This is a genomic window from Catenuloplanes indicus (assembly GCF_030813715.1).
GTDB classification, from domain to species: domain Bacteria; phylum Actinomycetota; class Actinomycetes; order Mycobacteriales; family Micromonosporaceae; genus Catenuloplanes; species Catenuloplanes indicus.
The window spans coordinates 8,327,923-8,348,544 of sequence record NZ_JAUSUZ010000001.1; the positions used below are offsets into that span (position 1 = coordinate 8,327,923).

Below are 20,622 nucleotides of genomic sequence, written 5' to 3' on the forward strand. Positions count from 1 at the left end.
TCCCGTGCTGCGCTGCCGATCGGCGGCTGCGCTCAGCATCTCGGCCGGCGCTGGGCGTCCGACACCGGGCTGCGGACTCAGGACCGCCGGGGATCCCGCCGGTACGCGGTCACCTCCGCAACAGGCGGTCACCTGGCGCAGCAGGCGGTCGCGTGCGTGGCAAGCGGTCGCGGACGTGGCAGGCGGTCAGCTCCGCAGCAGGCGGGCGGCGAACACCTCGGCGTCCGCGCCGAGCGCCTCGCGGGCCGCGTCCGGGCCGCCGTTGACCCGCCGGGCCACGTCGACGCGGGTGAACTGGGCCGGCCACAGGTGGTCTACCAGCGTGCCGCCGGTGAACTGCGGTGACATCGCGGTGTGCGTCTCCTGGGTGAGCAGGAACGTGCCGGGGCAGTGCACCGCCTCGGTGGCCAGTACCTCGCCCGCGCTGACGCCGTCCCGGCACTCGATCCGTCGTGCACCGGCCAGCGTGTAGCCGTAGGTGGCCGCGAGCAGCGCGCCGGTGACGGTGAGCGTGCCCAGCACCACGACCCGGGCCTTGCGCCGCAGCACCAGGTTGCCGTTCACGGTCACGTCGCCGGGCCAGACGCGCAGCTCGCCCTTGTCCAGCACGACCGGGCCGGTCAGCGACAGGGGCGGGCCGGGCGGTACGGCCGCGGTGAGCACGCGCAGCATGGCCCAGCGCAGCGGCAGGTGGGCGCTGCTCCACTCCTTGAACGCGGGCACCTCGGACAGGTCGTCCGGGATCTCCTCGAACGACCTGTCCAGCGCGTCGGTGCCGCCGCGGGCGAACGGTGTCTCCCGGGCGAGCGTCTCCCGCAGTGACCGCCAGACGTCCAGCACCCGCGCCCTGTCCAGCGGTGCCGCCGCCTCCGGCCACTCCGTCCCCGTGTCAACGCCCACCGGCGCATCGTAGCCCGGTTCGTACCGAGATAGGCCTAATTCACGCAGAGGCAGAACGGGTGCCCGGCCGGGTCCAGGAACACCCGGAACGTGGTGCCGGGCTTGTGTTCGTGCCTCACCGCGCCCAGCTCGACCACGGCGGCCTCGGCGGTGTCGAGGTCGTCCACGATCACGTCGAGGTGCATCTGCTGCGGTTTCTCCTGACCGGGCCAGACCGGCGCCGCGAAGCCGTCCACCCGCTGGAAGCTGATGCAGGTGCCGTTCTCCGCGCGGATCTCGGCCCAGCCAGGGTCGGAGTCGTCGACCTTCCAGTCCAGCAGCGTGCCGTAGAACCGGGCGAGCGCGCCCGGATCCGGGCAGTCGAGCACGAGGCTCGGGAATCGTGCGATAGCCATGCCGTCACGCTAGAACCGGTTCCCGACATCTTTTGTCGGGTTCACCGAAAAGATCAGGCCGGGTCCCGGTGACCCGGCAGCAGGCCGGTGACCGAGCTGGGCCGAAGCGCGGCACTGGCCGTACCCGCGTGCTGCGACATGCCCTGGACCAGCTCGTCGAGCGCGGCCCAGGCGTCGTGGCGCGGCGCCCACCCCAGCTCCGACGCGGCCCGGCCGGCGTCCAGCAGCGGCACGCCGACGGCCAGGTCCAGCCAGCCCGCGTCGGTCGGCTGCAGCCGCGCCCGCCAGGTGGCCGCGGCCAGCCCGCGCAACATCCCCAACGGCACCGGCACGGTACGCCCGTGGAAGCGATGCGCCAGCCCGGCCGGTTCCAGCACCGGGTCGGCCACGATGTTGAACGCGCCGGACACGTCCGCCCGGATCGCCCGCAGGTACGCGTCCGCGACGTCGTCCGCGTGCACCGCCTGGACGCGCAGCCGCGGGTGGTCCGGGATCAGCGGCACGCGCCGGAACCGCAGCAGCGACACCGGCAGCAGCGGCCCGAGGAACAGCCGCGCGATGCCGGAGCCCGCGTCGTGCTGGAAGATCAGCCCGGGACGCAGCAGCACCACCCGTGGCCCGTCCGCCGCGCGCAGCAACTCCTCCGCCGCCACCTTGTCCCGGCTGTAGCTCGACGTCGGGATGCCGGTCGCCGGGTGCGACTCGTCCACCGCACGGTCCTTCGGGCCCTCGCCGTAGACGCCGACCGACGACGCGTGCGCCAGCACCGGCACACCCGCGCGCCGGACCGCCTCCAGCACGTGCCGGGTCCCGTCGACGTTGGTCCGCCGCAGCCGCTCCCGATCGTGGCTCGGCTGGATCTGCCAGGCCAGGTGGATCACCGCGTCCACGCCGTCCAGCCACCCGGCCAGCGGCGCCACCACCGCCGGGTCGCCGAGGTCGGCCGCGTGCCACCGCACGCCGTCGTAGGGTGCGCCCGCGCCCAGGGCCGGCACCCGCCGCGCCACCCCGATGATCTCGATGTCCGGCTCCGCGCTCAGCCGCCGCAGCACCGCCGTACCCACGTTCCCGGTCGCCCCGGTGACAAGAATTCGCATGTCCGCCCTTTACCCCACCGGACCGAAACCATCCGGCGGTACGGCGCCGGCGCACCGGATCCGCGGACGTCAGGCGGTGCCGCACCGGTGCGCCTCCGGCACCCGCATGGGTGCGGACCGGCGCGGGCCCGGTACGCCGACCGGTGGGCGCAGCCGCGAGCCGCGCAGTGCGCGCAGCAGGGAGCCGTGCAGTGCGCTCAGCTCCGGGCCGGGACGGAGGCCGAACCGGTCGGCCAGGCGGCGCCGGTGCCGCTCGCACTCGCGCAGCGCGTCCGCCGGCCGGCCGGTCGCGATCAGCGCCCGGACCAGCGCCGACGTCAGTGACTCCAGGTCCGGGTGGTCGGCCGCGGGGCCGCGCAGGCCGGTGAGCACGTCCGCGGCGAACCCGGCGCGCGTCTCCGCGCCGGCCCAGGCCACCAGCGTGTCCAGGCACTCGCGGTGCAGCAGCTCGCGAGTGCGGGCGGCCCAGTCGCCGGGCACGCCGGTGAGCGGCTCACCGCCGGGTAACGCGACCGCGCGGCGCAGCCCGGCGAGGCGCGCGGCCGCGGTCCGGGCCGGGTCGCGCGCCTGCCGGACCAGGCGGCGCATCAGGTGCAGGTCGACCCGGTCCGGGTCGACGTCGAGCCGGTAACCGCCGGGCTGCCGGACGATCCGCGGCGGGTCCGGCCAGTCCGCGTCCGCGATCACCCGGCGCAGGCGGGTCAGGTGCGCGCGCAGCGTCTCGGTCGCCTTCGCGGGCGGGTCGTCGCCCCAGACCCGGTCGACCAGCGTGCTACGGCCGACCACGGTGCCCGCGTCGACCAGCAGTGCGGCCAGCACCGCGCGCCGCCGCGGCTCGCCGACCGCGACCGGGTGCGCCCCGTTGTCGATCTCCACCGGCCCGAGCAGCCGGAATCCCGCGACCATGATCGCCCCCCGAGGTGGCGGTGCCCCCTGAGACCACAACGCTATCGTCAGCCCGCCGGTTGCATACTCGGCCCGCGCCGGAGCGGTCGGCCACGGGGACGGCGGCGACCGGTGCGCCGGAGGAGGAGAGATGAACCGGACCATCCGGACAGCCGCCGGTCTGGCGGCCGCGCTGGTGCTGGTGGCGTTCGCGCTGCTCGGCGCCGCCGTGGCGGGCAGCTACCACGACCTGGGCGTGGTGCTGGCCGGCACGCACTGGGACAGCATCGCCACGGGCGTGCTGACCGGGACCAACTGGGATGCGGTGCTCCCGCTGTTCAACAAGAACTGGAACGTGACCGGCGCGGCCGACATCAGCGTGGTTCTGCTCAGCGGCCAGGACTGGACCGCGATCGGCGTCGCCGGGTTCCAGAAGCCCACGTGATCCGGTAGCCGGCGGTGGTGGCCGTGAGCCTGCGCGCGGCCACCGCTCCCGGTCGTACCGTGGGGGTCAGGTGTCGCGGAGCGACGCGGTGGAGTTGACCCATGCCAGGATCAGCGCGCAGCCCGGCAGCGTGGCCAGGCCCAGGATCGGCGCCTCCTACGACGACGAGGTGGCCCACCTGGCCGAGCCCGCGCTGACCGCGGTGCGGCCGCCGAAGAACCACGTCGGCCGGGTGGCGGTCGAGCTGATGGTGTCGCGGCTGCTGGAGGGCGAGCGCCGCCCGTCCCAGCAGGTCCCGGTCATGCCGGAGCTGGTCATCCGCAGCTCCTCGCTGCCGCGGATGATGCGCTGACCGGCCGCGCCGAGCTGACCGGCCGCGCCGAGCCGAACGCTCAGCGACGCACCGGATATCGCAGGTGCAGCACCCGGTTGCCCTGGATCACCACGTCCGGGTCCGCCAGCAGACGCTGTGCGTCGACCGCCCCGAAGTAGCGTTTGCCGGAGCCGAACACGACCGGTACGACGTCCATCCGCACCTCGTCGACCAGGCCCGCGGCCAGCACCTGGCCACCGACGTCACCGGCCGCGACCTCGACCAGCCGGTCACCGGCGAGCTCCCGCGCCCGGGCCACGGCTGCCTCCACGCCGTCGACGAAGTGGAACGGCGCCGCCGGGTGCCAGCCCTCGGGCCGTCCCCGGTGCGTCACGATCACGACGTGGTCGATCCCGCCCGGCGGCGTGCCGTCCCAGCCGTCCGTCATGTCGAACACGTGGCGGCCGGCGATCGTCACGCCGATCGCGTCCCAGTACGGCCGGACGTAGTCGTAGGAGGTCTGCGACACCGTCAGCGCGCCGCTGCCGTCCAGCGGGACGTCGCCGCCGGTCAGCCACTCGAACAGCGGTCCGGGCTGGTCGCGCTCGTCCGCGATGAAGCCGTCCACCGACACCGAGGCGTACATGACCACCTTGCCCACGCCGGCTCTCCTCTGCTCTGGGGTGCCGCCAAACTAGCGCGCCGTGAGCCGCGGCTCTTGTAGAAAATCAATCGGCCGGCAGCGGCCAGCCGTCCAGCGTGTGGCCCGGGTGCTCGCGCAGGAACCGCCGCCGGACCTCCAGGTACCGGGTCGGCGGGAGCCCGGTGAACGCGCGGAACTCGTGGCCGAAGTGCGCCTGGTCGAAGTAGCCCGCGGCACCGGCGAGCGCGCCCCAGTCGACCGGGCCCGGCCGGGTCGATGGTGAGCACGGCGGCGGCGAAGCGGTGGGTGCGGGCCAGCCGCTTCGGCGTGACGCCGATCAGCTCCTTGAACCGCTGCGCCAGATGGGTGCTGCTGACCCCGGCCGCGTCCCGCAGGCCGCCGATCGGCACCGCGCCGCCGGTCGCCGCGATGACGCCACCGGTGCGGCGGACCAGCCCCAGGCCGGTGGTCTCGCGCAGCCGCCGCAGCAGCTCCTCCTCGAGCAGCGTCAGCATCCGGTGCGGCCGGTCCGCTGCGGCCAGCCGGTCGCGCAGTTCCGCCACGGCGGGCCGGCCCCAGACCTGCTCCAGCGTCACCGGCCGGTCGCACAGTTCGGCCGCGGGCATCGGCAGGAACGGCGCCAGGCCCCACGGCTTGACGTGCGCGCCGACCGACCCGGTACGGGACGGGTAGCCGAACTCGAACGCGCGGGTGGGCGTGGTGATCACGCAGCCGTCGGCGTACTCGGCCGTCGCGCGGTCGGCGCCGCCGCGGATCCGGAACGGCACGCCGAGGTTGACGATGAGCAGCGCGCCCGGCATCGGGGGCAGCGTCAGCCGGGCGTACGGCGACGGGCCCGCCAGGTGGTAGAGGTCGTCGATCAGGCCGTCCAGCGGCGGCCGCGGCACCCGGGACACGTACTCCACGCGCCGAACGGTAACGGGCTCTCCTACAGAGCCGCGCCCAGACGGGTCCGGACGCGGTCCGCGATCGCGCGGATGTGCGGGGTGCGCAGGTGGGCGACCGCCGCGTTCGGCGAGCCGGGACCGTGGCGGTGCAGCATGTCCGCGATGCGCGCGTCGATGCCGAGCGGCTCGCCGCGGGAGCCGACGGTCTGGTCGGCGTAGGTCAGCGCGTCCGAGGTCGCGGACGCCTCGTCGGGGTAGGCGGCCATCTCCGCCTCGAGGCCGTGCACCGCGGCGACGAAGCAGGCGCCGGAGTGGTTGGCCACGAGGCGGGAGATGCGGGCCGGCCAGCCGTGGTGGTCGAGCAGGCGGGCGCCGTCGAGCGGGTGGAAGCCGGTGACGCGGGCCAGCTCGCCGTAGCCGATGTCGTGCAGCCAGGCCGAGGCGACGAGGATCTCCCGGTCCTCGGCCGGGACCACGGCGGCGAGCTGCGCGGCGCGGGCCGCGACCGCGGCGGTGTGCAGCCAACGGTTGCCCAGGTCACCTATCACGCGGTGGGCCAGCGCGCGGGCGGCGTCGGCGGTGGGACGCAGCAGGACCGAAGACATGCCCACACGGTACGACCGGAGATGGGCGTTCTGACCAGCCAGTTCGCCGGGTGTTCACCCAGGTTTCAGGGGCGCGTCGCTGACTCCTCGCTCAATCGTCGCGCGATGATCTCCGAGACCCGGTTGCGGGTGGGCGCGTCGAGCGTGGTGCGGTCCAGGCGGCGGACGGCCAGGTCCAGCACGGCGTGCGCGGCGCGGGCGACGGCCGGGTCGGTGAGACCGTCCCGGGCGGCCGGCTCCCAGCGGCCGGCGGCCGGCGCGGCCAGGTCATGGGCCAGGTCGGTGGTCTCGTCGTCGGCCAGCAGCGCGGCGATCGCGGCGATCGGTGCGATCCACTCATTGCCGGGCTGCGCGTCGAGGCAGCGGACCTCCAGGTAACCGCGCGGCCGGATCGGCGGGAACAGCAGCGTGAGGTGGTAGTCCAGGTCCTCGGTCGTGGGCGGCGTGTCCAGCGCGCCGTCTATCCAGTCGTTGAACGTCAGGCCGCGCGGCGCCGCCCAGTCGCGGTCGTCGCGGCGCACGCAGAGCAGCGGCGCGGCGAGCGCGTGCCGGGCCCACGCGTGGGCCGGGTCGGCGCCGAGGTCTATCTCGCGGGTGAGCTGCCGGTCGACGCCGAACCAGGCACGCATGCGGGCCGAGCACCAGCCGGTGTCGATGCCGCCCTGGCGGTGCGACGTGGCGAACGCGGCCATCAGCGCCGGACCGGCCGCGTAGAGCGCGGCCCAGCGCGCCGCGAGCTGCCGGGGTTCGCCCGCGTCGACGCACGCCTGCAGGCCGGCCGTGTTGCACATCATCACGCGCCCGGCCGAACCGGTGCGGTCGAAGGCCTTCTCCAGCGCGTCGAACCGCGGGGTGTGCAGCAGCCGGCGCGGGGACCGCCACGGGTCCAGGCCGCTCTCGCCCAGCACCAGGCCCTCGGCGGCGAGCAGCCGGGCCAGCTGGCGGCGGTCGCCCTCGGTGGCCGCGTAGAGCGCCGTCAGCGAGCGGAACGGGGCGGACGAGATCTCCACCTGGCCGCCCGGCTCGACCGTGACCGGCGTGCCGTTGTCCAGCGTCTCGTGCGGACTGTCCGGCGCGATCGTGGCCGGCGCGTGCGGGCCGAGCGCGCGGCGCAGCGTGCCGAGATCGATCGGGCGGGCCGGGTCGTCCGCATGATGGACCGTGAACTCGAGCTCGGCGCCGATCAGCCGGGACGGGCCGGTGCGGAAACAGACGGAGGCGATGTGCGCCTCCGCCTGATCCCGATCGGTGACCGGGGCGTGCGGTTGCGTGATGGTGGACGTTGACAAGACCCTTGCCTCCGGGACGCGTGGACCAGCGGATTCCCCGTGTGGACGTGCGAGTGCGCGTCGCGCCCACATCGGCCTGGGCTGCGACAACCCACGCGACGTTACCGGCTCACTGCGTTCGGTGACACCCCCGCGCCGTGCAATTTTCTGTTCTGCATGGTTCACGTCACGCGGTACCACCAGACCTCGGCTTCCTCGCCCCAGGCTGCCAGGTCCTCATCGGACGGGCGGTATCCGTCCGGCAGCGGCACCGAGAGCGCGCCGGTGCGGCCGACGATCTCACGCAACCGTCGCAGCGCCGGGCTCTCGTCCATCTCCTCGACGGTCGGTGTCAGTGTTTCCATGATCGTCGTGGGGCCGAGCGCGTACCACAGCGCGATCAGCTCGCGGTCGCCGTCGCGCTCCGCGGCCTCGCTCACCGCGAGCACCACGTCGAGCAGCCGCACCGGGCGTGGCGGAGCCGCGTCCGCGCCGTGCAGCCGGCCCTCGTCCACCAGCCGCCGCCACCGGGCGCCGCCGGCCTCCGGGTAGACGAAGTCGTCGTCGGCGTACTCGTCGTCGAGGCCGTCAAGATCGTCGTCGTCCGGATCGTCTTCGCCGGGGTCGTCGATCTCCGCGATCGGGAACCGGTAGGAGTGGCGGTGGCGGAGCAGGACGTCCAGCACCCGGCCCTGGGTCAGTGAGCAGTCGTGCGTGCGCTGGAACGCGTAGAGCGCGACCAGCCAGTCACGCACCCGGTCGTCGTCCTCGGCGTGGTGCCGGTCCAGCGTCCGTACGGAGTCTTCCACCAGGTCTTCGATGAGATGCTCGGACATGGGGTGACTCTACGATCATGGGCTGGCTGCGCGGGCCCGGAACCGTCCGTCCCGACCGAGTGCCGGGCCCGCACATCAGACGAGTCAGCGCCACCGATCACGGTTCCGTCACTCCGGCGGTGAGGTCAGTGCGCCAGATCACGCGCCTGGCGAATTCGTCGTGGCCGGAGCGCCTCCCTGATGCGTCGCTGTCACACCTAGTGGGTAGTTTTCACGTATGCCAGAGGCCCCCACCATGATCGCCGGACGATACCGTCTCGGCGAAGCGATCGGCTCCGGCGGCATGGGCCGGGTGTGGCTCGCGCACGACGAGCGCCTCGATCGAGATGTCGCCATCAAGGAGATCGTCCTCCCGCCCGGGAGCGAGGAGGACGCGGCGGTGGCCCGCCGCCGGACACTGCGCGAGGCCCGCGCGGCCGCCCGGCTCAACCATCCCGGCGTGGTCGGCGTCTACGACGTGTTCGAGGCGGACGGCAAGCCGTGGATCGTGATGGAGCACGTGCCGTCCCGCTCGCTCAAGGAGATCGTCCAGGAGGACGGGCCGCTCGACGACCGGCAGGCCGCCGTGATCGGGCTGGAGATCCTGGAGGCGCTCAAGGCCGCACACAAGGCCGGTGTCCAGCACCGCGACGTCAAGCCGGCGAACGTGCTGATCGCCGACGACGGCCGCGTGGTGCTGACCGACTTCGGCATCGCCACGATCGAGGGCGACGGGCTGGTCACCAGCTCCGGCCAGCAGCTGCACGCCTCGCTGGACTACATGGCGCCGGAGCGCGCGCAGGAGGGCGAGGCCACCGAGGCGGCCGACCTGTGGTCGCTCGGCGCCACGCTCTACGACGCGGTCGAGGGCCGCGCGCCGTTCCACCGCTCGTCCGCGGTCGGCACGCTGACCGCGATCGCGGCCGACCCGCCGGACCCGATGGAACGCGCCGGCGCGCTCGCCCCGGTGATCGACGGCCTGCTGAAGAAGAACCCGGGCGAGCGCCTGTCCAGCGCGGAGGCGGGCCGGCTGCTGCAGGCCGCGGCGGAGGGCAAGCCCCGGGTCGCGCGCGCGTCCGCGGTGCCGGTCGCGCCACCCAGGAAAAATCATGACCCGTCCACGGTACGGCCCGGGCCGGCCCGGCCGCTGATCATCGGCGCGGCGGCGGTGGCGGTCCTGCTGGTCGTGGCGCTGGTCGCGTTCGTCGCGATGCGGCCGGACGGCACCACGCAGACGCCGGACGACACCGCCGCCGCGCCCGGCCCGGCCGCCAGCGCGGGCGCGCCCTCGGCCGTACCGTCGGATGCCTCTGCCTCTCCGACGGCGGAGCCGTCGCCGGCCGGTGCCGCGACGCCGTCGCCGACCGCACCGGCCGCCGGTGGTGGCGACGACGACGGCGGCGGCGGTCCCGGCCAGGGCGCCGCGCGGCCGCAACTGCCGGCCGGCTGGCGGGACTACACCGATCCGACCGGCTTCAAGGTCTACGTGCCGAACGGGTGGGCGCAGTCGCAGGAGGGGACGATGGTCTACTTCCGCAGCGCCAACGGCCGGGTGCTCGGCATCGACCAGACGGACCAGCCCCGGCCGGACCCGGTGGCGGACTGGAGCGCGCAGCGGGACACCCGCCGCGCCGGTGGCGAGTTCCCCGGGTACCGCGAGGTGAAGATCGCCGAGGTGGACTACTTCCGGAAGGCGGCGGACTGGGAGTGGTCGTACGACACGAACTTCGGGCGGGTGCACGTCAACAACCGCGGCGTGGTCACGTCACCGAACCAGGCGTACGGGATCTACTGGCAGACCATGGAGTCCGACTGGGCCGCGGCGAACAAGGACCTGCAACTGATCTTCGACAGCTTCGTGCCGCGGTCCTGAGGCCCTTGACCTGAACCGCGGTTGAGGTCCGAGTCTGTGCGCATGGCGGATTCGGACCTCGACGAGGCGTACGCACGACTGGCCGGCACCGGCCCGGAACGCGACGGCTGGCTCTCCAACCACGCACCGATGGCGGTGGAGGTGCTGGCCGCCCGCGGTGCCGGCGACGCGGTGCACCGATGGATCGACGACTACCGGGACCGGCTCAGCGAACGCCCACGCGGCATCGCCCCGATCCGGCCGGAGGAATGGCGGGACCCGCTCGGCGACCCGGTCCGCACCGGCGACTGGCTGGACTTCTTCGCCCGCGCCACCGCCGCCGCACCGTGGCGGGACGTGCTGGTCACCTGGTGGCCCCGGCTCCTGCCGGGCATCGCCGCCGGTGCCACGCACGGCGTGATCCGGGTCGGCCACGCGATCCGCGCACTACGCGCACGGGAGACACCGGAACGGGTGGCGGAACTGGGTCACGGACTCGCCTACTGGGCGGCGCGCTGGCAGCCGCTGGCACCGGCGGGGTCGGGGCCGTACCGGGCGGGCGACCCGCGGTCCGCGCTGGACGCGGTGCCGCTCGTGCGGGACCAGCGCTTCGGCATCCGGTCCCGGCTGGCGCAGCTGGCGGCGATGCCGTCCTGGGCGGCCACCGCGGGCGCGATTCCCACGCCGCCGGGTTCCACGATCGCGCACCGCGCACCCGGCGCGGCTTCCGGCTCCGGCGTGGGTCCCGATCGTCGCGCGGCTTCCGGTGGCGGAGCGGCCGAGGCCGCGGCGGCGATCGCGGCGATCGTGGACGCGGCGGTGGCGCGGCACGTCACGCACGGGTACCGCAATCCGGTCATGCTGGTGCACGCGGCGACCGCGCCCACGGCTGTGCTGCGGGTCCTTCCGGTACTGCCGGCCGGACTGCACCGGGCCAGCCTGGCCGCGGCGTGGGCGGCGACCGCGGCGGTGACGGCCGCGTACTCCGCGCCCACGCCCCGGCCGGCGCCCGCCGGCACCTGGCCGGCGGAGGAGACGCTGGACCGTGCGCTGGCCGGCGGTGATCCACATGCGATCAAGTTCGCCGACGCGGCCATCGACGCCTACGCACGCACCGGCGATCCCCGCCACCTCACGGCCTCGGTCACGGCCACGGCCGACATCGGCTGAGCCGCGGTCGGGCGCGTCGCCGCGTGCGGGCCCATCCCGCCGCGCACGGTGGCTCGGGCGGGTGGCCCGACATGTCAGCCTGCCGCCGTGCCTGGCGGGAACGACCGGATCACCGCGCTGCCGCTCAGGGGTGATGGCGGCCGGTGGCCTGGGAGCGGCGGAGCTGGCGTTCGGCGCGGGCGAGGAGCCGGCGGCGGCCGCCCGGGAACCGGCCGGCGACGTGGGTGGCCGCGAGGTTCGAGGCGACGCGGGACAGGGCGAACCACGGCATGCGCGGCGGCAGGCCGAGGTCGCGGAGCGCGGCCGGGCCGAGCAGCCAGGTGGCGACGGAGAGCGCGCGCTCCCGGGACTCGGGTGCGCCGGAGTCGATCAGGGCGCGGGCGAGCGCGGTGCTGTTCGCGTCCGGTGGCGGGTCGTGGGCGAGCAACTGGTAGAGCAGGCGGCGGCCGGTGCGTTCGGTGTACGGCAGCCAGCGGTCGGCGACCCCCATCAGCGCGCCCACGTAGCTCCACAGGTGCATCACGGCGGCGCCGTCCGCGCGGCTCACCCGCACGCCGAGCAGCCGCAGGTGCAGCAGGAAGCTCGTGCTGAACACGCCGAGCGTGCTCGCCTGGTCGTACTGGTTGATCGGGACGCCGCGGCCGGGGTGGTCCCAGGACGGGTCCGCCTCCAGCCGGTGGTTGACCATCGCGTGCATCACCCGGACGTGCAGCGTCAGCCGGTGGCCCTCGGCGCCGGGCCGCAGACCGCCGGGCGCGGTCACGGCGCGCCACCACTCGGTTGTCTCCGCGATCCGGCGCGCGGTCTCCGCGCCGGTCAGCCGGCCGGTGCGGACCAGCGGTTCGAGCGCGGCGGCGGTGCGGTAACCGCCGAGCAGCGAGCCGTACGCCAGGACCAGGGTCGCGTCCAAACCGAACGTGCGGCAGGCCTCCGCGCCCCGGTCCAGCAGTCGGTCGTCCACCCAGGACGGACGTACCCGTACCGTGTCGAGGAACTGCTCCATGGGTTCCGGCGCGTCGGCGCCGGGGTCGGCGAGCGCGGCACGGACCTGGTCCTGGGTGATCGTGCGGTCGGTGAGCAGCGCCCGGGCCAGCGTCGCGCCCGGCTCGTCGCGCTGCAGCAACGCTTCCCGGAGCGCGGTCAGGTCGTCCGCGGTGGGTCGTGCGCCGGGACCGGCCACGAGCCGGAGCGGGCGGGCGGCGCGTTCCGCCCACGCACCGCCGGCCCCGAATCGTGCGACCATTCAAAAACCATAGATCAGGCGGGTGCGGCGTGCCGGTCGAGGACGCCGGGGGCGGACCCGCCAGGGCCGGGCGGCATCCGCCGTGTGCTGGGCGAAGAAGCCGTGCGGCGCGTCCGGGAAGAGTGTGGACCGGGCCTCGTCGCCGGCCCTGCCGTGTCCGCCACCGCGGCGAACCGGTCGACCAGCCCACTGGCCGGTCGACCGGTTCGTTCCGGTCAGGGGGTACGGCAGGTGACGGCGGGGGCGGTCCAGGTGCCGTTCGCCATGACGGTGAAACCGAAACTGGTACTGGCACCGGGCGCGAGCGCGCCGTTGCCGTTCGGGCGCATGGTCATCACGGTGCCGGAGGAGTCCCAGGTGGGCGAGCCGTTCCAGGTGGTGGAGACGCGCTGGCCGCCGGAGAGCGTGACGGTGGAGGTCCAGCTCGTGATGGCGGCGCTGCCGGCCCGGATGGTGACCTGGCCGTTGAAGCGGTCGCCCCAGCGCTGCGTCTCGGCGTAGGTCGCGGTGCAGGACGCCGGGCCGGGGTCGGTGCCGCCGTTGCCGTCCGGTGCGACGGCGCGGCCGGTGGACGGGGAGATCATGCCCGGGCAGAGGCCGCGGGCGGCGAGGTTGGCGACGATCTGCGGTACCGCGTTGATCGTGGTCTGGTAGGCGTCGTGCATCAGGATGATGCCGCCGGGCTGCAGCGAGTTCGCGGCCGCGACGATCTGCGCGGTGGACGCGTTGTTCCAGTCCTGCGAGTCGACGGTCCAGATGATCTCGCGCAGGCCGAGCTGCGCCTCGACCGACTGCAGCGTCCCGTTCGTCTCGCCGTAGGGCGGCCGGAACAACCGCGGCGTCACGCCGGTGGCCTGCGCGATCGCGGTCTGGGTCTGGGACAGCTCCTGGTTCATCTGCGCGGCGGACAGCTGGGTCAGGTGCGGGTGGCTCCAGCTGTGGTTGGCCACCCAGTGACCGGCCGTCACCTGGGCGCGGGCCAGCGCGGGGTTCTGCTGGACGCGCTGGCCGGTGTTGAAGAACGTGGCCCGCGCGTTCGCGTTGCGCAGCGCGGTGAGCAACGCCTGCGTGGTGGACGGGTTGGGCCCGTCGTCGTAGGTGAGCGCGACGTAACCGTTCTCGCAGGCGGCGGCCGCGGTGGCGGGGCCGGTGGTGACGACGGCGAGGGCGGCGCTCGCCACGGCCAGCGCGGCCGTGACGAGCGAGGTGGTGCGGCTCCGGGGCATCGGTGGGCTCCTTCCGGACAACTTCTGAAACATTCCGGAGTATCTATGGAACTTACGACGCGTTCAAGAGACAACTTTCGATGAATGGTGTGATGGGTGCGGGGCTCCGGCGGTCGCCGGTACGGTGCAGCGATGCCGATCCGACAGTGGTGGTCCGTCCTCGTCGCCGGGATGCTGGCGGTGGCCGCCGGGCTGACCTGCCTGATCCTCGCGGACCGGGGTCTGCGCACCGAGGCGGTGCGGGCCGGCGGCGTACCGGTGGAGATCGTCCGGGGGCCCGGTGCGACCGGCGCGCGGCCCGCGGTCGTGGTGGTGCACGGGTACGCCGGCTCCGGCCGGCTGATGCGGCCGTTCGCGGACACCCTGGCCCGCCGCGGGTACGTGGTGCTGCTGCCCGACCTGGCCGGGCACGGCGCGAACACCCGCCGGCTGGACGTGCCGGCGGTGATCGACGCGGAGATCGCGTCCGTGGTCGCGCACGCGCGCGGCCTGCCGGACGTCGACCCGGACCGGGTCACGCTGCTCGGCCACTCGATGGGCGCGGGCGCGGTGGTCCGGGCGGGTGCGGCCGACCGGCGGATCGCGGCCACGGTCGCGATCTCACTGCCCGGCTCCGGCACCGGGCCCGGCCCGCGGCGGCTGCTGCTGATCGTCGGCGCGCTGGAGCCGGGCGGTTTCCGCACCGCGGCCGAGCGGGCGGCCGGTGACCGGGCAGCGGGGGACCGGCGCCTGGTCAGCGTGCCGCTCGTCGAGCACATCAGCGTGCTCTTCGCCCCCCGCACGCACCGCGAGGCTGCCGGCTGGCTGGACGCGGCGGCCGGCAACGCCGCGGCCGGCAACACCGCGGCCGGCGCCGGCATCGTCCCGCTCCGCCGCGTCGCCGCCGGCGCCTTGACCATGCTCGGCGCGCTGCTGCTCCTGGCGGCGGCACTGGCCCGCGGCGGAACCGGTTCACCGGCCGGCCGCCCGCCGAACGCCGCGGCCGCGACGTCACGGGCCTCGACGATCCGGGCGCTCGTTGCCCGGTGGCCGGCGAACGTAGCGGCTTCGGCGATCCGGCGGCCGGCGGACTCTGCGTCGCCCGCCTCGGCGATTCCGCGGTCGGCGGACTCCGCGGCTTCGACGTCACCGGCCTCGGAGGTCCGGCGGCCGGCGGGCTTCGCGGCCCCGACGTCACCGGCCTCCGCGACCCGGGCGGACCCGGTCCGGCGGCCGGTGACCTGGCTGGCCGTCGCGGCGGCGAGCGTGCTCGGCGTCCTCGGCGGCGGGATCGGGGCAGTGGCAGCGCCGGCGCCGGTGACCGGCTATCTGATCGGCTTCTTCGCGGCCGTGGGTGGCGGGCTCGCGCTCGCGGCCGGCCTGCTCACCGGATGGCGGCGTCCACCGGTGCCGAGGTGGACGGCCGCGGTGCCGGCGCTCGCCGGGGGCGCGGCCGTGGTCGTACCGGTGCAGCTGGGTTTGACCTTGATGGTGCCGCACGGGGACCGCTGGTGGCTGGTGGCGGCGCTGGCACTCGCGACGGCCGCGCTGCTGGCCGGGGCGCGGGCGCTGGCCGGGCCGGGGTGGGATCTCGCGGTGCTGGCCGGGACCGCGGTGCCGCTCGCCGCCGCGGCCGTGACCGGCCTGGCGCCGGGCTTTTTGATGCTGATCGCGCCGCTGCTCGCCGTGCTCTTCGCGCTGTGCGCGCTGCTCGCGGCCGTCGCCCGGCGCGGCGGTGCTGCCTGGTGGCCGTCGATCGCCGCGGGCGCCGTGATGATCGCCTGGCCGGTCGCGGTCGCGCTGCCGGTGAGCGCCGGCTGACGGCCCGCCGTCCGGGCGACGTGGGGGACCCGATCCGGGCGCGGTTGAGGAATGCGTCGCAGTGCGACGGAATCGGGAACCGGATCGGCGGGCCGGGCGTTGTCGGCAGCGTGAAGAAGATCGGATTCTTGTCGTTCGGCCACTGGCGGGACGTGCCCGGCTCGCAGACGCGCAGCGCCGCGGACTCGCTGCTGCAGACGATCGAGCTGGCCGAGGCCGCGGAGGAACTCGGCGTGGACGGCGCGTTCGTGCGCGTGCACCACTTCGAGCGACAGCTCGCCTCGCCGTTCCCGCTGCTCGCCGCGATCGGCGCGCGCACCCGCCGGATCGAGATCGGCACCGGCGTGATCGACATGCGTTACGAGAACCCGCTGTACATGGCGGAGGAGGCCGCGGCCGCGGACCTGATCAGCGGCGGGCGGCTACAGCTCGGGATCAGCCGGGGATCCCCGGAGACCGCCCTGCGCGGCGCGGAGACGTTCGGGTACGTGGCGGACGACGCCGCGGAGATGGCCCGGTCGAAGGCCGAGGCGTTCCTGGCCGCGATCGACGGCGCACCGGTCGCCCGCACCGATCCGGGCCGGACCGGTGGCGTGAGCGGCCACCTGGCGGTCCAGCCGCAGTCGCCGGGCCTGCGCGACCGCATCTGGTGGGGCGCGGGCAGCCGCGCGACCGGGCAGTGGGCCGCGAAGCTCGGGGTGCACCTGCAGAGCTCGACGCTGCTGACCGAGGACACCGGCGTGCCGTTCGACCAGCTGCAGGCCGAGCAGATCCGGCTGTTCAAGGCCGCCTGGGCGGAGCACGGGCACGAGCGGACGCCGCGCGTGTCGGTGTCCCGCAGCGTGCTGCCGATCACCGAGGCGATCGACGAGCTGTACTTCGGCGCGCAGGGCCACGACGACCAGGTCGGGCTGCTGGAGGGCGTCCGGTCGCGATTCGGGCGCACCTACGTCGGCGAGCCGGACCGGATCGCGGCGGAACTGGCCGCGGACGAGGCGGTGCGCGAGGCCGACTACGTGCTGTTCACGGTGCCGAACCAGCTGGGCGTCGAGTACAACGCGCGGATCCTGGGCACGATCGCGGCGCACGTCGCGCCCGCCATCGGCTGGAAGCCCCGGAATTCCTAGATCTCCGATCGTGATCTGTGTCCCGTCCTGGCGGCGGCGGGGCCCGGATCGCGGCAGAATGACGATCGTGCCGACGCCAGACAAACCGCTCCGGAAACTGGGCTTCCTGACCATCGGGCTGTTCGACGAGGCCGATCCCGCCGCCGGTCACGAGCCCACGCTGCAGATCATCGAGCTGGGGGAGCGCCTCGGCTTCGACAGCGCGTGGCTGCGCCACCGCCACTTCCAGTTCGGGATCTCGTCGCCGGTCGCGGTGATGGCCGCGGCCACCCAGCGGACCCGGCGGATCGAGTTGGGCACCGCGGTCACGCCGCTCGGCTGGGAGAACCCGGTGCGGCTCGCCGAGGACTGGGCGACCGTCGACGTACTCTCCGGCGGGCGGCTCAACCCCGGGTTCAGCGTGGGCCCGCCGATGCGCTGGGACGTGGTCCGGGACGCGCTGTACCCGGACACCGCGGACACCGAGAACCTCTCGTACGGCCGGGCCGAGCGGCTGCTCGCGGCCGTGCGCGGCGACGAGCTGACCGACGGCGACGCGGCCGAGGGCTTCGAGGCGTACTCCAATCGGGTACAGCCGCACTCGCCGGGCCTGACCGGCCGCCTCTGGTACGGCGGCGGCAGCCTCCGCTCCGCGGCCTGGGCCGGTGAGCACGGCCTGAACTTCCTGACCAGCAGCGTGGTGTTCGCCGAGGGGGAGACCACGGACTTCGCGGAGGTGCAGCTGGCCCAGGTGCGTGCGTTCCGGGCCGCGCATCCGGCCGGTGCGGCCGCGCGCGTCTCGCAGGGCCTGGTCGTCATCCCCACGGACAGCGCGTCGCCGGCACAGACCGAGAAATATCGCGAGTACGTGGCGAAGCGCCTGCCCCGCACCCGCGAACCGCACGGCCCGCGGCGGATGATGTTCGCGCCGGACCTGGTCGGCACGTCCGAGGAGATCGCCGCACAGCTGCACGCGCACGCCGCGTTCCGGGAGATCGACGAGGTCGCGTTCGCGCTGCCGTTCTCCTTCGCGCACGACGACTACGTGCAGATCCTCACGGACATGGCCACCCGCCTCGGCCCCGCGCTCGGCTGGCGCCCGGCTAGCTGAAGTCGGCCGCGTGGTCGCGCGCCCACACCGCGAACGTGCGCGCCGGGCGTCCGGTCAACTCCTCGACGGTACGGGTGACCGGCTCCGGCTTGTCCACCAGAGACGCCCAGTAGTCCAGCGCCGTCTCCGCCCACTCCGGCGTGGCCCAGGAGAGCATGTCCCGCTTCGCCTCCGCCCGGGGCTGCTCCTCGATCCGCAGCTCGCGGCCGATCGAGGCGCCGATCGCGTGCACCTGCGCGGTCTGCGACAGGGCCTCCGGACCGGTGATCACATGGGTACGGCCGGCGTGCGCGTCGTCCACGAGCGCCGCCACCGCCAGGTCCGCGATGTCCCGCTCGTGGATCAGCGATCGCCGGGCCGCCGGGTACGGCATCCGTACCGTGCCGGTGTCCTTGATCTGATCGGCCCAGCCGAGCGTGTTGGTGGCGAAACCGCTGGGGCGCAGGAACGTCCACCGCTCCGTCACGCCGCGGATCGCGGTCTCCACCTCGCCCCAGAAGCCGGTCTCCGCGCTCATCGCGGACACGTAGACGACCCGCTTCCCGGCGAACCGGTCCGCCACCGGCCGTGCGTGCTCCGCGGTCATGAACGGCCAGATCAGGAACACCGCCGCGGCGCCGTCGGCTGCGTCCGTCAGGTCGGCCGGGTCGGCGAGGTCGAAGCCGTCGCGCCGGCTCACCGCCCGCACCGGGGCCCCACGGTCCCGCAGTCCCGCGGCCACATGCCGCCCGATCTTCCCGGTGGCGCCGACGACCAGCACGTTCTCGCTCATGTGGACGATCCTCGAATCTCAACGAAGGTTGAGGTCAAGCCTCGGAGCAAAATGAGGGTAGCCTCCTAGGATGCACAAGCGGATGTGCCGGGCGAACGCGAGCGGAGATGTCTGCTGTGGGGCGGCTGAGCGGCGGCTTCGGCGGTGGGCTGACTGGCAACTCAGGGCGAGCGGCCTCGTCGCCGAGCGATGGGGACAGGGCGGCGAAGGGTACCCGCGAACGGGGGAGGGCGCTCCAGTATGGATCTTCGTCGCCCGAAAGATGACCCGGTGTCTCGTACCCTCGGATGGTTTCGATCTTCGGGACGGCGCGGCGCGTCAGTTAGCTGCCCGAATTTACGGGAAATATCTGCATAATGTCGGCCATGAAGCGTAACTACGTGGCGTGGGCGGCGCTCGCGCTGTCCCTTTCTGGGCTGGTAGTCGGTGCGGCGCCGGGCGTCGCGATGGCCAAGGGGTCGCAGGTGTCGCTGGGCGGGGTGCGTGCGCCTGAGCCGAGCGGCGCCAGCCTGCGCGACCTCACCAGCGGTAAGAGCATCTGCGTGAACATCCAGGTGGACAAGACCGGATGGCAGGGCTGGCGGTGCGGGAAGAAGGGCGCGCGGGTGACCGCGGGCGCGGCCGGCACCACCAGGAAGGCGAAGGCGGTGGCGATCACGGCGAACGGCGTCGGGACGCTCTGCATGAAGATCACGATCCAGTCGGCGCCGGTGCAGACCTGCGTCAGCGACCGGACCGTGCTGGTCGCCGGGTCGGCGAACGGCGGCGTCCGGCTGGACACGCTGCAGGTCAAGACGAGCGGCAGCGGCCTCTGCGGCAACAGCCGGGCGTCGACGGCCGCGTGGGCGTCGGTGACGTGCGCGAAGGCGGGTCAGTGGCTCGCGATCGGGCGCGGCGGGGCCAACGCGGTCGGACTGTCGGTCTAGGCAACGGTACGGCCGGGAGCGCGCGCTCCCGGCCGTACCGTCGATCAGTCCTCTTCCTCGTCCTCGAAGATCTCCTCGAACACCTCGTCGGCGACCAGGCCCGCGGCGAGACCGCCGGCCGCGCCGAGCGCGACGCCGCCCCAGCCTGGCCCGTCGTCCTCGTGATGCTCCGCGTAGTGGTGGCCGCCGGTGGCCGGCATCCGCGCGGCGGCCTCGCGCATCCAGCCGTCCACGACCGCGGTGAAGTCCACCCGGTCCGCGTCGCCGTGCGCGTACCGCGGCGCCGCGCGGAACTCGATCTCCTGGTAGGACGGCAGCGTCTGGGCCACGCCGCTGAGCCGGCCGCGCTCCAGGTCCGCGGCGACGAAGCCGAAGTCGAGCCGGGCGAACGCGTCCAGGATCCGCTCCTGCACCTGAACAACGTTCGCCTTCCTGTCCGTGGTGGATCGTCGGACAGCAGGAAACCAGGCGCGTCTGAACGGAGGCTGTGCGGGCCTCTAGTGGAACACGATCGCGTGACCACCGGTGATGCTGGCGCGGCAGGCATCCCAGAGCGTGAACCACACGGTGATCTCGATGGCGTAGTCCGCGTCGTCGTCGACGTGACCGATCCGGTGCGCCTCGTCCGCGGGCAGCGAGCCGTCCACCGCGAGCGTGATGCCGAGCGCGGGCGCGCAGCGGCGCAGCTCCGCGCGCAGGCCGTGGCTGGAGCCGACCATGCCGCCACCGGCCAGGCCCGGGTGGTCGTCGAGGAACAGCGGTTCCGGGAAGTCGACCGGGACGTAGTAGCCGGCCGAGTCGGAGTGGCAGAGCAGGTGCGAGGAGAACATCATGGTCTCGTCGTCGACGACCTGGCGGTCGCGGTCCAGCTCGGCCGGCCCGCGCGCGGGCGTGACGTCCCGGCCCGCGTCGATCAGCGCGAGGACCCGCCGCAGGTAGGCGAGCATCGAGTAGGAGAGGCTGCCGAGCGCGTGCGAGTCGCGCGGCACCGGTGGCGTCTCCGGCTCGGACCAGGTGATCCCCTCGGCCGCGAGCGCGACGCGCAGCGTCTCCAGCCCGCCGGCCAGGGTGGCCCGCTCCTCCGCGTCGGTCACACCGGACAGCACACCCACCGAGATCGCTACACCCACGCCGGCACGTTA

The 20,622-nt window shown here is 74.2% G+C and carries 22 protein-coding genes; 8 read left to right on the forward strand and 14 right to left on the reverse strand.

Annotated features, from left to right (window positions below; translation table 11 throughout):
* Window positions 1-186: 186 nt before the first annotated feature.
* The 4 genes from J2S42_RS37385 to J2S42_RS37400 form a co-directional block, all read right to left on the reverse strand.
* On the reverse strand, window positions 187-900 hold the full coding sequence (locus J2S42_RS37385; RefSeq protein WP_307247063.1) for a hypothetical protein: 714 nt from the start codon (window positions 898-900) through the stop codon (window positions 187-189).
* A gap of 35 nt (window positions 901-935) precedes the next feature.
* Window positions 936-1,295 (reverse strand): VOC family protein, encoded by a 360-nt coding sequence (locus J2S42_RS37390; protein WP_307247065.1) that lies wholly within the window; start codon window positions 1,293-1,295, stop codon window positions 936-938.
* Window positions 1,296-1,348: 53 nt separating this feature from the next.
* Window positions 1,349-2,392, reverse strand: coding sequence for an NAD-dependent epimerase/dehydratase family protein (locus tag J2S42_RS37395; protein ID WP_307247067.1), 1,044 nt, complete (start codon window positions 2,390-2,392; stop codon window positions 1,349-1,351).
* A 69-nt stretch (window positions 2,393-2,461) separates the two neighbouring features.
* Entirely contained in the window at window positions 2,462-3,298 is an 837-nt protein-coding gene (locus tag J2S42_RS37400) for an AfsR/SARP family transcriptional regulator (protein WP_307247069.1), read from the reverse strand.
* A gap of 130 nt (window positions 3,299-3,428) precedes the next feature.
* On the opposite strand from J2S42_RS37400, the gene J2S42_RS37405 reads away from it, so the two are divergent.
* Together J2S42_RS37405 and J2S42_RS37410 are read left to right on the forward strand one after the other, a co-directional pair.
* On the forward strand, window positions 3,429-3,722 hold the full coding sequence (locus J2S42_RS37405; protein ID WP_307247071.1) for a hypothetical protein: 294 nt from the start codon (window positions 3,429-3,431) through the stop codon (window positions 3,720-3,722).
* A gap of 88 nt (window positions 3,723-3,810) precedes the next feature.
* Window positions 3,811-4,074 carry a substrate-binding domain-containing protein gene (locus J2S42_RS37410; RefSeq protein ID WP_307247073.1) on the forward strand — a complete coding sequence of 88 codons (264 nt, stop codon included), beginning with the start codon at window positions 3,811-3,813 and terminating at the stop codon, window positions 4,072-4,074.
* Between the two features lie 40 nt (window positions 4,075-4,114).
* Here J2S42_RS37410 and J2S42_RS37415 read toward each other — a convergent pair whose 3' ends face one another.
* From J2S42_RS37415 to J2S42_RS37435, 5 genes are all read right to left on the reverse strand, one after another.
* On the reverse strand, window positions 4,115-4,696 hold the full coding sequence (locus J2S42_RS37415; protein WP_307247077.1) for a dihydrofolate reductase family protein: 582 nt from the start codon (window positions 4,694-4,696) through the stop codon (window positions 4,115-4,117).
* Window positions 4,606-5,604: a helix-turn-helix domain-containing protein gene (locus J2S42_RS37420; RefSeq protein ID WP_307247079.1), complete on the reverse strand. Its 999-nt coding sequence runs from the start codon at window positions 5,602-5,604 to the stop codon at window positions 4,606-4,608. The genes J2S42_RS37415 and J2S42_RS37420 overlap by 91 nt, the downstream gene beginning before the upstream one ends.
* 23 nt (window positions 5,605-5,627) lie before the next feature.
* Entirely contained in the window at window positions 5,628-6,191 is a 564-nt protein-coding gene (locus J2S42_RS37425) for an HDIG domain-containing metalloprotein (protein WP_307247081.1), read from the reverse strand.
* A gap of 65 nt (window positions 6,192-6,256) precedes the next feature.
* The gene (gene egtA / locus J2S42_RS37430; RefSeq protein ID WP_307247083.1) at window positions 6,257-7,480 is read right to left on the reverse strand and encodes an ergothioneine biosynthesis glutamate--cysteine ligase EgtA; all 1,224 of its coding nucleotides are present in this window, start codon (window positions 7,478-7,480) and stop codon (window positions 6,257-6,259) included.
* 161 nt (window positions 7,481-7,641) lie between these two features.
* Entirely contained in the window at window positions 7,642-8,295 is a 654-nt protein-coding gene (locus tag J2S42_RS37435; RefSeq protein ID WP_307247085.1) for a hypothetical protein, read from the reverse strand.
* Window positions 8,296-8,512: 217 nt separating this feature from the next.
* On the opposite strand from J2S42_RS37435, the gene J2S42_RS37440 reads away from it, so the two are divergent.
* Window positions 8,513-10,147, forward strand: a complete 1,635-nt coding sequence (locus J2S42_RS37440; RefSeq protein ID WP_307247087.1) for a serine/threonine-protein kinase — start codon at window positions 8,513-8,515, stop codon at window positions 10,145-10,147.
* Window positions 10,148-10,189: 42 nt separating this feature from the next.
* On the forward strand, window positions 10,190-11,296 hold the full coding sequence (locus J2S42_RS37445; protein ID WP_307247089.1) for a questin oxidase family protein: 1,107 nt from the start codon (window positions 10,190-10,192) through the stop codon (window positions 11,294-11,296).
* Between the two features lie 124 nt (window positions 11,297-11,420).
* On the opposite strand, the gene J2S42_RS37450 is transcribed toward J2S42_RS37445, so the two are convergent.
* Together J2S42_RS37450 and J2S42_RS37455 are read right to left on the reverse strand one after the other, a co-directional pair.
* The gene (locus J2S42_RS37450) at window positions 11,421-12,539 is read right to left on the reverse strand and encodes an oxygenase MpaB family protein (protein WP_307247091.1); all 1,119 of its coding nucleotides are present in this window, start codon (window positions 12,537-12,539) and stop codon (window positions 11,421-11,423) included.
* 215 nt (window positions 12,540-12,754) lie between these two features.
* Complete coding sequence (locus tag J2S42_RS37455) at window positions 12,755-13,765, reverse strand: polysaccharide deacetylase family protein (protein WP_307247093.1); 1,011 nt, start codon at window positions 13,763-13,765, stop codon at window positions 12,755-12,757.
* 132 nt (window positions 13,766-13,897) lie between these two features.
* On the opposite strand from J2S42_RS37455, the gene J2S42_RS37460 reads away from it, so the two are divergent.
* From J2S42_RS37460 to J2S42_RS37470, 3 genes are all read left to right on the forward strand, one after another.
* Window positions 13,898-15,565: an alpha/beta hydrolase gene (locus J2S42_RS37460; protein WP_307247095.1), complete on the forward strand. Its 1,668-nt coding sequence runs from the start codon at window positions 13,898-13,900 to the stop codon at window positions 15,563-15,565.
* 110 nt (window positions 15,566-15,675) lie between these two features.
* On the forward strand, window positions 15,676-16,692 hold the full coding sequence (locus tag J2S42_RS37465) for an LLM class flavin-dependent oxidoreductase (RefSeq protein ID WP_307247097.1): 1,017 nt from the start codon (window positions 15,676-15,678) through the stop codon (window positions 16,690-16,692).
* Between the two features lie 67 nt (window positions 16,693-16,759).
* On the forward strand, window positions 16,760-17,782 hold the full coding sequence (locus J2S42_RS37470; RefSeq protein ID WP_442320097.1) for an LLM class flavin-dependent oxidoreductase: 1,023 nt from the start codon (window positions 16,760-16,762) through the stop codon (window positions 17,780-17,782).
* Here the strand turns inward: J2S42_RS37470 and J2S42_RS37475 are convergent.
* Window positions 17,775-18,554 carry an SDR family oxidoreductase gene (locus tag J2S42_RS37475; protein ID WP_307247101.1) on the reverse strand — a complete coding sequence of 260 codons (780 nt, stop codon included), beginning with the start codon at window positions 18,552-18,554 and terminating at the stop codon, window positions 17,775-17,777. The genes J2S42_RS37470 and J2S42_RS37475 overlap by 8 nt on opposite strands.
* Window positions 18,555-18,919: 365 nt before the next feature.
* Here J2S42_RS37475 and J2S42_RS37480 point away from each other — a divergent pair, with 365 nt between their 5' ends.
* Complete coding sequence (locus J2S42_RS37480) at window positions 18,920-19,480, forward strand: hypothetical protein (protein WP_307247103.1); 561 nt, start codon at window positions 18,920-18,922, stop codon at window positions 19,478-19,480.
* Between the two features lie 44 nt (window positions 19,481-19,524).
* Here J2S42_RS37480 and J2S42_RS37485 read toward each other — a convergent pair whose 3' ends face one another.
* On the reverse strand, window positions 19,525-19,893 hold the full coding sequence (locus J2S42_RS37485; protein ID WP_307247105.1) for a sporulation protein: 369 nt from the start codon (window positions 19,891-19,893) through the stop codon (window positions 19,525-19,527).
* Window positions 19,894-19,977: 84 nt separating this feature from the next.
* A complete protein-coding gene (locus tag J2S42_RS37490; RefSeq protein ID WP_307247107.1) occupies window positions 19,978-20,610 on the reverse strand; it encodes a putative DNA-mimic protein in 633 nt (210 codons plus the stop codon).
* Between the last annotated feature and the right edge of the window lie 12 nt (window positions 20,611-20,622).